This window comes from Flavobacterium sp., from assembly GCF_025352425.1.
GTDB lineage: Bacteria > Bacteroidota > Bacteroidia > Flavobacteriales > Flavobacteriaceae > Flavobacterium.
Genome location: NZ_JANXTI010000050.1, coordinates 1 through 9,958 on the forward strand (window position 1 = coordinate 1; position 9,958 = coordinate 9,958).

At 34.5% G+C, this 9,958-nt stretch carries 10 protein-coding genes; 2 read left to right on the top strand and 8 right to left on the bottom strand.

Features of this window, described 5'->3' with window-relative positions; genetic code table 11:
- Positions 1–54 precede the first annotated feature (54 nt).
- From Q0Q99_RS06980 to Q0Q99_RS07015, 8 genes are all read right to left on the bottom strand, one after another.
- The gene (locus Q0Q99_RS06980; RefSeq protein WP_293893460.1) at positions 55–1,161 is read right to left on the bottom strand and encodes a glycosyltransferase; all 1,107 of its coding nucleotides are present in this window, start codon (positions 1,159–1,161) and stop codon (positions 55–57) included.
- Between the two features lie 69 nt (positions 1,162–1,230).
- Positions 1,231–1,848, bottom strand: coding sequence for an FMN-binding negative transcriptional regulator (locus tag Q0Q99_RS06985; protein WP_293893463.1), 618 nt, complete (start codon positions 1,846–1,848; stop codon positions 1,231–1,233).
- A gap of 30 nt (positions 1,849–1,878) precedes the next feature.
- Positions 1,879–2,892, bottom strand: coding sequence for a UDP-N-acetylmuramate dehydrogenase (gene murB, locus Q0Q99_RS06990; protein WP_293893466.1), 1,014 nt, complete (start codon positions 2,890–2,892; stop codon positions 1,879–1,881).
- Positions 2,893–2,918: 26 nt separating this feature from the next.
- Positions 2,919–4,766 (bottom strand): asparagine synthase (glutamine-hydrolyzing), encoded by a 1,848-nt coding sequence (gene asnB, locus Q0Q99_RS06995; RefSeq protein WP_293893469.1) that lies wholly within the window; start codon positions 4,764–4,766, stop codon positions 2,919–2,921.
- A gap of 5 nt (positions 4,767–4,771) precedes the next feature.
- Positions 4,772–5,839 carry a glycosyltransferase gene (locus tag Q0Q99_RS07000; RefSeq protein ID WP_293893472.1) on the bottom strand — a complete coding sequence of 356 codons (1,068 nt, stop codon included), beginning with the start codon at positions 5,837–5,839 and terminating at the stop codon, positions 4,772–4,774.
- Between the two features lie 4 nt (positions 5,840–5,843).
- Complete coding sequence (locus Q0Q99_RS07005; protein ID WP_293893475.1) at positions 5,844–6,518, bottom strand: DUF2461 domain-containing protein; 675 nt, start codon at positions 6,516–6,518, stop codon at positions 5,844–5,846.
- A 1-nt stretch (position 6,519) separates the two neighbouring features.
- Positions 6,520–7,221, bottom strand: coding sequence for a thioredoxin domain-containing protein (locus tag Q0Q99_RS07010; protein WP_293893478.1), 702 nt, complete (start codon positions 7,219–7,221; stop codon positions 6,520–6,522).
- Between the two features lie 41 nt (positions 7,222–7,262).
- Positions 7,263–8,342: a DNA replication/repair protein RecF gene (locus Q0Q99_RS07015; RefSeq protein WP_293893481.1), complete on the bottom strand. Its 1,080-nt coding sequence runs from the start codon at positions 8,340–8,342 to the stop codon at positions 7,263–7,265.
- A 123-nt stretch (positions 8,343–8,465) separates the two neighbouring features.
- On the opposite strand from Q0Q99_RS07015, the gene Q0Q99_RS07020 reads away from it, so the two are divergent.
- Together Q0Q99_RS07020 and ribH are read left to right on the top strand one after the other, a co-directional pair.
- A complete protein-coding gene (locus tag Q0Q99_RS07020; protein ID WP_293893484.1) occupies positions 8,466–9,254 on the top strand; it encodes a hypothetical protein in 789 nt (262 codons plus the stop codon).
- A gap of 6 nt (positions 9,255–9,260) precedes the next feature.
- Positions 9,261–9,752, top strand: a complete 492-nt coding sequence (ribH, locus tag Q0Q99_RS07025; protein ID WP_293893487.1) for a 6,7-dimethyl-8-ribityllumazine synthase — start codon at positions 9,261–9,263, stop codon at positions 9,750–9,752.
- Positions 9,753–9,958: the final 206 nt, after the last annotated feature.

Sequence of the window (9,958 nt, forward strand, 5' to 3'; positions counted from 1 at the left end):
GAAGAAATGTAAAGGCAACCTGATCGCCAGTTTTAGCTTTTTCTATGTATGGATTTATTTCCAATGTACTGGTTTTGAAAAAGTATTGGTAACAAAAATGTTCAATTGCGTAAAAATTAAAACGATTTCAATGATTGGAAACCAATACATCACGTCTTTTTCTTTAAGTTTCCCTGCTGCAAATCCCAAGGTAATCCATGTAAAAATATATCGTAATGCAATAATGCTCAGAACAACAATCCATTGAAATTGAAATGCTAATAAAAGAATTGCCAATATAAAAAAGAGCAGTTGCGAAACATAGAATATTCCCAATTGATTCTGGTCAAATATTTTATAATGTTTGGCTGTTGAAACATGACGGCGTTTTTGGGTAAACCAATCTTTAAAAGAGGTTTTTGGTTTGGAGTAAGTAAAACTGTCGGGTAAATAACATATTGTTGTATTCTTTTTTTCCGCAGCCTGATTGATAAACAAATCATCATCTCCGGAACGTATTTTCATGTGATCCATAAAACCACGCACTTTGAAGAACTCTTCCCGTTTGTATGCCAAATTCCGGCCAATTCCCATATAAGGTTTGCCAAGTTTTGCCCAGGAAAAATATTGTGTGGCAGTTAACAACGTTTCAAATCGGATAATTTTATTTAGGAATGAATTGGCGATTTTTTCATACGCACCATATCCCAAAACAATTGTTTTCTCCGCCGTAAATTGGGAACTCATATTGGCAATCCAGTCTTTGGAAGAAGGCAAACAATCAGCATCGGTGAATAAAAGATATTCGTGCTTTGCCGCTTTGATTCCGAGTGTTAAGGCGTATTTTTTATTACCCCAAAAAGCCTCGTTGTTTTCTACTTTTACTAATTTGATGTTGGAATGCTGTTTTTCAAATTCCTCAAAAATCTCTAACGTATTATCACTCGAAGCATCATCAATTAGGACAATTTCAAATTGCGGATAATTTTGTTCAAGCAGCAACGGAATTAAAGTCCTAACATTTTCTTCCTCATTCTTAGCGCAAACAATTACGGATATTGGGATTCTTTTTGGAGTTGCAGTTTGATGTTTAGCAAACGAAAATTTACCAAAAACAACAATGTAATAAAGGAATTGTACAACAACAATGGCAACAAATAAACAGAGTAGAGTTAATAACATAGTGCTTTTTCGACTGTTAAAAAGGGTCAGCAAATGTACAAAAATGAATTATGAATTATGAGTTATGAGTTATGAATTTTTTCTATTCTTTCTCATTTCTTTAGCTACTCCTATAGATTGATAATCATTAGAGTTTTCAAGTTTTGAAATGATATTTTGGTAGTTTTTGTCATCCCTGTTTTGTGATAACTTTTTCTTGGCTTCGATAGCAGTTATTTCAATTTCGAAGGAAACAATTCCGCTTGCCTGAAGCATGGTTTTCTTTGATAAATCTTCTACGCGAACCGGCTTTTCAGATTTTGCTTCGTATTTATTGACTAATCTTTTTAGCGCTTCAACGGTTTCTTCAAGTGAATGGAGCTGCACTTTTCCATAAACATGAACTGCGAGATAATTCCATGTTGGTACGTTTTCATGATCGTACCAGGAAGAAGAAATATATGTATGTGCGCCGGAAAATATCGCTAAAACTTTGTCATTGGTTTTAAAACTTTCAGCTTGTGGATTTTCCCTTGAAACGTGTCCGACTAAAAATTGTTTTCCATCTTTTTCTTCCAAAAGGAGCGGAATATGTGTTGCCCAAAGCTTTCCCAAAGTTTGATTGACCAAAATACAGAACCCATTTTGATGAATGAAGTTTTGGATGTCTTGCTGGTTTTCGTTTTTATAGATTTCGGGAATGTACATGTTGAATTACAAATTATAATTTACGAATCTTTAGATGACATTAACTTCGGTTTCAATCACGATTCCAAATTCCTTGAGAATAGTCGCTTGAATATCTTTTGAAACCGCTAAAATTTCCTGTCCGGTTGCGTTACCATAATTGACCAGAACCAAAGCTTGATTTTTATGAACTCCCGCATCACCAAAGCGTTTTCCTTTAAAACCGGCTCTTTCAATCAGCCATCCAGCCGGAACTTTCACTTCGGTTTTTGAAATTACATAGTGGGGCATTTCGGGATGCAAAGCTTGTGCTTTTTCGTATTGTTCTTTTGAGATAATTGGGTTTTTGAAAAAGCTTCCGCTGTTGCCTAATTCTTTTGGGTCGGGTAATTTGCTTTGTCTTATCGCAATTACAGCATTGGAAACATCCTTTAAAGTAGGAGTAGCCACGTTTTGCTTCTCTAATTCCTTTGTGATATCTCCATACGAAGTATTGATTTTATGATTACGCTTGGTCAGTTTAAAAATCACCGAAGTAATGATAAACTGGTCTTTGGCTTCGTGTTTAAAAATACTTTCCCGGTAACCAAAGTGACAATCTTCCTTAGTGAACGTTCTCATTTCTTGAATCGCAATATTCATAGCGTTACATGAAACAAAAGTATCTTTGATTTCTGTGCCATAAGCACCGATATTCTGCACTGGCGTTGTACCAACATTTCCGGGAATAAGCGACATATTTTCTAATCCACCAAAGTTTTGGTTGATTGTCCAAAGCACAAATTCGTGCCAGTTTTCGCCTGCTTGGCTTTCAACCCAAACGAAATCGGCATCTTCCTTGATTACTTTTTTACCCTTTAAGTCAATATGGATAACCAAAGCTTGGACATCTTGTGTCAACAACATATTGCTCCCACCACCAAGAATGAATTTTGGTACGGATTTGTTTTCTTTCAAAACAGACTTTAAATCTTCGACTGAATGAACAGCGACAAACTGTGTGGCTTTGGCTTCGATACCAAAAGTGTTGTATTTTTTTAAAGAGAAGTTATTTTGGATAGTCATGCTCACAAAAGTAAGTCAAAGAATTTTTAAACGAACTTGCTATAGTAGTTTTTTTGCCATTTGTGAAGCATAAATATCGGCATAAAATAGGGCAATATTTTGGTATTTCCTTTCCTGATTTCAGCAACCAGTTTGGCGCCATCGATGTTTTCAAGAAAAGGCATTTCGAAAATAGGACTTTTTGCAAAGTTGTCTAATTCATCAACAAATTTCGAAAAACTCAACAAATAACTTCCCCATGGCGCGCTAAGTCCAATTTTTCTGAAATCAATTATTTCTTTTGGAAGTCTATTTTCCATTGTAGTTTTAAGAATGAACTTTCCTTTCTTGCCTGTAAACAACCATTTGTCATCCAACGTTCCCAAACCGGCAACCAGTCTTTGATCTAAGAATGGCTCACGACATTCGATAGAAGTTCCCATTGTACAACGGTCATTTCTATCCAATAGAGAACACATATAGGTATGTTGGTCAAAATACAGTGCCTGACGTTGGAGGTTTTTTGGATATAATTCCTGCGCTTCTTTCAGGATTTGATAACGATATTCATTCACGGGTTTTTGTTTATTTCCATAAAAAATATTAATATCTTCCGGATATACATTCGAACCGTTGAATATTACCAAATCCGAATCACTACTGATTTTTGAATACCGCAATAATTTATCATATCGCGGTCTTTTATTAAAGGTGTCAAACTTACTTAGTTGTGAAATCACCTTTAATAAAGACGGGTTTTTTAGCGCTTTGTATCTAACATAACCGCCCATTAGTTCATCTGCACCTTCGCCGGAAAGCAGCACTTTTACTTTTGGTTTGGCCAATTTGGCAATAGCCAATAAATGAGGTTCGTTTAAATGCATTAAAGGTTCGTCGTGGAAATAAGATGCTTCAATCAGGTTTTGGTACAAACTTTCATTTTCAAGCTTGGTATGATTAAATGTATATCCATACTGATCTGTTATTTTCTTTGCCAGATGGTATTCGTTATGTTCTTCTTCGGAAAAACTGATGTTGAACGTTTCGATTTTTTCAAATTTTTGCTCATGCAATGAAGATAATATCGAACAGGAATCCAATCCGCCACTCAACAAAACACCAACCGCGACATCGCTGACCATGCGCAGTTTCACAGATTCGAAGAACGTTTCCTCAAACCAGTTTTTTGGATTGAGGATTGGAATATGATTCTGAATTTTTTCTTTTAAATTCCACCAACGTGTTGTGCTGCTTTTTCCGTTTTCGTCAGTGACCATATAATGTCCGGGCAAAAGCTTTTTTATATGTGCGAATAACGTTTTCTCACCAGCGACAAACCGGTTAAAGAAATATTCTTCCATGCCATCTTCAGAAACTTCTAACGGAACACCTGCTGCGAAAAGGGCTTTTTGCTCAGAAGCAAAATATAAAGTATTTTGATGAATACAATAATACAAAGGTTTCACGCCCATTCTGTCTCGACAAAGCGTCAATTTTTTTTCTTGTGTATCCCAGATAGCAAAAGCGAACATTCCGTTGAGTTTGTGCAACATTTCCATGCCATACAATTCATAAAGTTTTAATAAAACTTCGGTATCAGAACCTGATTTCAGTATAATCCCTTTGCTTTTTAATTCAGGATAAAATGATTGATAATTGTAGATTTCTCCGTTAAATACAAGGATATACCTTCCATTGTCAGAGAAATAAGGTTGGTGCCCGGCCGATGATGTATCAATAATTGACAAGCGCCTGTGACCTAATCCGATATTGTTATTGATATAAATGCCTGAATCATCCGGACCACGATGTTCCAGAATGTCCCGCATTTTTATGAGTTGATTTTGGTCAACCTGTTTAAAATTTAAATGGAAAATCCCATTGATACCACACATACGCTCTATTCGGTAGTTGACTTACTTTTAATTAAATCGTGATAAGTTGTTGCAATTTTTTTCATATTGATTTTATAGTTGGCATGTTCTTCTACAAACTTTCGATTTTCCGGTATTGCTTTTTTTGTAAAATCGTTGTTTTGAAATGCCCACTCAATTTCCTCGGCTAAATTAAACTCATTTTCGATAGTAACAAGAATTCCGTTTACTTTTTGTTGTATCCAGCTTCTATTTCCTGGTAAATCACTTACAATGGGAAAACAACCGCAGGCCATAGCCTCAAAGAGTGAGGAAGAAACGCCTTCAGTTGTGGGTGTGCTGATATAAAAATTTGCTTTTTCTAAAAATTTGGGAATGTCGTTATTGTCAATTTTTCCTACGAAAATGACTTCATTTTCTATGCCTAATTCTTTTGCCAAAGATTTTAATTTTTTTAATTCTGTTCCATCTCCAATAATAGTCAGCTTAAAACGAATATTTTTTTGCTTGACAATTGAAAATGCTTTCAAAACCAAATCATGTTGGTATTCAGGTCGTAAAACCCGAGTGACAATGGCATCTATCATAGTATCATCATCACTATTTTTAAATTCAAAATAATCCAGATTTATACCTTTTGGCAGAACCATCACTTTTGACATATCTACGTTACTTTCCTTCATATGGTTTTCCATTACATCTCCCCAGGCATGAATTAAGTCTGCCTTTTTAAAAGCATAATCCTGAAGTATTTTTTTTAAAATATATAATGGAGAATTATGCGGCCATAAATCGGTTATGCCCTGTTGTGCAATTACTATTGGTTTAATTCCCGAAAGCGCGGCTAAGTAGCCATAACTGGTAGTTCGTTCCGCAATCACCATATCGGGATTATATTTTTTGATAATACTTTTTATAGTCAAAATAGCTTTGGTTAATTCAAAAAGTCTTTTAATTCTGTGAAAGCCGTTACTGCTTGTCTTAAGTTCCCAAGTTACGATTTCAAAATCGCCAAATTCCCTTAGGCCATTCATCCAGGTAATTGCGTCAGCTCGATAGGTTTCCCCAAGAAATAAAATTCTCTTTTTTGACATATACTTACTCTTCGGTTTCTAACGCCCGGCTCAAAAAGTCATTCATTGGTTTTAAAACGATTAATTTTTCGGCTATAACTTTACTAAAGTTAGGGTCTGAAAATAATTTGTTATCAATTTTTTCGGAGGCTGTGAAGCTTTTTAATTTCAAAAACTCTATGGCCGGATGATCCGAGTCGAAATCTTTCGGTGCTTTTTTTAGCGTATTATTTTCATCTCTGGTAAGCGTTCCAAACTCTGATTTAAATTTTTTATGGTTAACAATTGCTTCTAAATCATCATTAAAAAAAGCAATTTCCTTTCTAATTTGTTTTAACTCATTGGGTTCGGGACACCAGCAACCACCAGCAATAAAGGAATTTCCTTTTTCGAAATGTATGTAATATCCGGGAGCGTTTTTCCTGTTTTTGTTTTGCGACATCCAAACACCAATATTAGTTTTATAAGGCGATTTATCCTTTGAAAAACGAATGTCACGATTGATTCTAAACGTACAGTTTTTAACTTCCAATGGTTCCAATGCTTTGTCCAAAGGCTTAAGTGCTCCCAAAATAGATGCGATATAACTGTGATAATCTTTCTTGAAGCTTTCATACCTTTTCTTGTTGGCATGCATCCATTCCGTATTATTATTGGCAACTAAATCCTCCAGAAATTGGATAGCTTCTTTGGTTAGCATATTACAAGTGTTTTTTTAGATCTTCTTCCGAAATATAGCCCACGTTTCGCCAAACCTCTTTTCCCTTTTCATAAACGATTATGGTCGGCAATCCATCTAATTTCAATTGTTCTACGATTGTTTTATTTTCATCAGCATCAAGTGAAACAATTTTTATTTTGGCTGCCATTTCGGTTTCAAGTTTCAAAATATAAGGTTTCATTTTTTGACAGGGCGCACACCATTTGGCATTAAAATCAATCATTACCTTATCGCTTGATTTTACTAATTCACCATATTCCTGGTCGCACATTCCGATGATCTTAGCGCTTGATTCAGCGTTAGCATTGCCCTGTGCTTTCCATTTCATGATACCGCCATCAAGATTATAGATTTCCTTAAAACCCAATTCGGCTAATTTATCTGCGGCTTGTGCACTTCTACCACCAACTTTGCAATACACAAAAACAGGTTTTGATTTATCATAAGTTACAGTTTTGGCAACAAAATCGTCTGCATTCCAATTCACATTTTTAGCATCGCCAATGTGTTCAGTGCTATATTCTTCGGGAGTTCTAACATCTAATAATTGTGGGTTTTCATTAGTTTTTAGCTTTTCAGAAAAGGATTTAGCATCAATGGTATGTACAGCTTTAAATTGTTGTCCATGACAGCTTATAAATAGAAAACTTAACAATAATAATGAAGCAAATTTTGATTTCATGTCCTTTAAAATTTTAGGCTAAATTACAAAATAGAACAACATTACAAATTAAATATTTTATAACTCTGATGTGTTGTTTTTACTATGTTTTCCGTGCGTTCAGGATGCGTGTCAGAAATAAATAACTGTCCGAATTCTTCGTTGTTTACCATTTCAATTATTTTGCTTACACGAAATTCATCGAGCTTATCAAAGATATCGTCAAACAATAAAATTGGTTTTTCGCCGCTTTGTTTTTTGACAAAATCAAATTGGGCGAGTTTTAAAGCGATAAGAAATGATTTTTGCTGACCTTGGGAACCAAATTTTTTAATCGGATAATTATCAATTTCAAATGACAAATCGTCTTTATGAACGCCAACTGAAGTATAATGTAAGGCTCTGTCTTTACTTATGTTTTCTTCCAATAAAGTCAACGTGTCTTTTTCAAACAAATCACTTTGATAAACCAGTTGTACCGTTTCGGCAGAGTTGGTAATTTCTCGATGATAATTGTTGAAAATCGGAATAAAGTCAATCAGGAACTTCTTTCGTTTTTCAAAAATAAATTGCCCGAGTGTATTAAGTTGTTCGTTATATATAGACAAAGTATCGTTTTCAAAAACATGATTCAGTGCAAAATATTTCAACAAAGCATTCCGTTGACTGATGATTTTTTGGTATTGAATGAGTTTTTGCAGATAAGAACTATCTAATTGAGAAATGACGTTATCTATAAATTTTCTGCGGGTTTCGCTGCCTTCAATAATCAAATCACTATCGGCAGGTGAAATAATCACTAATGGAATAAATCCGATATGATCTGAGAATTTTTCATAAACCTTACCGTTTCGTTTAAGGATTTTTTTTTGCCCTTTTTTTAAACTGCATAAAATTTGCTCGGTTCTATTGTTTTTTTCAAATTCGCCATCAACTACAAAAAAATCTTCTCCATGTTTTATGTTTTGTACAGCCAGCGGATTGAAATAACTTTTGCCACTTGCCAAATGATAAATAGCGTCAAGGATATTCGTTTTTCCAATGCCATTTTTACCTACGAAGCAATTGATTTTGGAATCCAATTCGAACGAGATTTCGGAAAAATTTTTATAATTGAGTAATGAAATCCGCTTTAAAAACAATTTGGTTTTTGTTTAAAATTAATCCTCTAAACTTAAGTGCTGCAAATTATTCAAAAATATCCATAAAAATAGCCTTTAAATATGAATTAATTTTTATTTTTGCGCACACTAAATTAAAAATAGATGGCAACTTTTAACAAAAGAGGATATAAAGAACCAAAACCAAAAGCAGAGAAATCAGACAATAACTACATTGAAGATGTAAATGTTGATGCTAAAGACAGTGCAACAGCAAAAGCATTTGATACTTTAGATCAATCAGCTTCAAGAGCAGAGGATTTTGTTGCTAAAAATCAAAGATATATATTAGGATTCCTAACTGTTGTTGCTTTGGCTACCGTTTCGTATTTATTATATCAAAAATTTATTGCTGAACCAAAACAAGAAGAAGCCGCAAACGAATTATTTGTAGCGCAACAAAACTTTCAAAAAGCGGTGGATGCCAATGGAACTAAATCGGATTCTTTATTTAATTTAGTTTTAAAAGGTTCTGAAGGTAAATTTGGAGTAGTGAAAATTGCCGACGAATATTCAGGAACTGATGCCGGAAACATAGCGAATTACTATGCCGGAATTTCTTATCTGAACACAAAAAAATATACTGAAGCAATTTCTAGTTTAGAGAAATTCAAATCAGATGATGTTATGTTAAGCACAATGGCAATTGGAGCAATTGGGGATGCTTACGCACAGCAAAACAAACAAAAAGAAGCTTTAGAGTATTATATCAAAGCGGCAGATGCTAATAAAAATGAATTAACAAGACCAAGATATTTAATGAAAGCTGGTAAAACGGCGTTGGTTTTAGGAAATAAGGCAGACGCGTTAAAATATTTCACTGATATCAAAGATAATTACGATACCGCTCCGGAAGCGCAAAGTATTGATGCTTTGATTGGTTTAGCGCAGTAAATAATTATGGCTACGGCAAACAAAAACTTATCCAATTACGATAAAAACACAATCCCAAACGCGAAAGACTTTCGGTTTGGGATTGTTGTTTCAGAATGGAACGATCACATTACAGACGGATTATATGCCGGAGCAGAAGCTGCTTTGTTAGATTGTGGTGCCAAACAAGAAAACATTATTCGTTGGGACGTTCCGGGAAGTTTTGAACTTGTTTATGGCGCACAGCGAATGATTGTCACGCAGGAAGTTGATGTTGTGATTACGATTGGCTGCGTAATAAAAGGCGAAACGATGCATTTTGAATTTGTTTGCGAAGGCGTAACCCAAGGTATAAAAGATTTGAATGTGCAAACGGATGTTCCTGTCATTTTTTGTTTGTTAACAGATAACAACGAACAACAATCTATAGACAGAAGTGGCGGAGTTCATGGAAACAAAGGAACAGAAGCCGCAATTGCTGCAATAAAAATGGCGGAGTTGAGAAGGAAAACGATGTAAATTTTATTCCGTTATTATATAAAACCCGTTGGGTGTAATTATTTGAAGTAAAATAAATTGATTAGATATTGGTCAAGATACTGAAATTCAGTATCTTGATGTCGCCAAACAAACCAATATCTATGTCAAATATAGTAAAAAATTATTTTAGAGTTTTAGAAGTTATAAGTTCCTTGGGTTGCCAATTAGAATATAAATCTGGCGTT

What these genes read in the sequence shown, in the direction of transcription:
- Q0Q99_RS06980 (WP_293893460.1), bottom strand. Translation starts at nt 1,161, where the DNA reads ATGTTATTAACTCTACTCTGTTTATTTGTTGCCATTGTTGTTGTACAA.
- Q0Q99_RS06985 (WP_293893463.1), bottom strand. Translation starts at nt 1,848, where the DNA reads ATGTACATTCCCGAAATCTATAAAAACGAAAACCAGCAAGACATCCAA.
- murB (WP_293893466.1), bottom strand. Translation starts at nt 2,892, where the DNA reads ATGACTATCCAAAATAACTTCTCTTTAAAAAAATACAACACTTTTGGT.
- asnB (WP_293893469.1), bottom strand. Translation starts at nt 4,766, where the DNA reads ATGTGTGGTATCAATGGGATTTTCCATTTAAATTTTAAACAGGTTGAC.
- Q0Q99_RS07000 (WP_293893472.1), bottom strand. Translation starts at nt 5,839, where the DNA reads ATGTCAAAAAAGAGAATTTTATTTCTTGGGGAAACCTATCGAGCTGAC.
- Q0Q99_RS07005 (WP_293893475.1), bottom strand. Translation starts at nt 6,518, where the DNA reads ATGCTAACCAAAGAAGCTATCCAATTTCTGGAGGATTTAGTTGCCAAT.
- Q0Q99_RS07010 (WP_293893478.1), bottom strand. Translation starts at nt 7,221, where the DNA reads ATGAAATCAAAATTTGCTTCATTATTATTGTTAAGTTTTCTATTTATA.
- Q0Q99_RS07020 (WP_293893484.1), top strand. Translation starts at nt 8,466, where the DNA reads ATGGCAACTTTTAACAAAAGAGGATATAAAGAACCAAAACCAAAAGCA.
- ribH (WP_293893487.1), top strand. Translation starts at nt 9,261, where the DNA reads ATGGCTACGGCAAACAAAAACTTATCCAATTACGATAAAAACACAATC.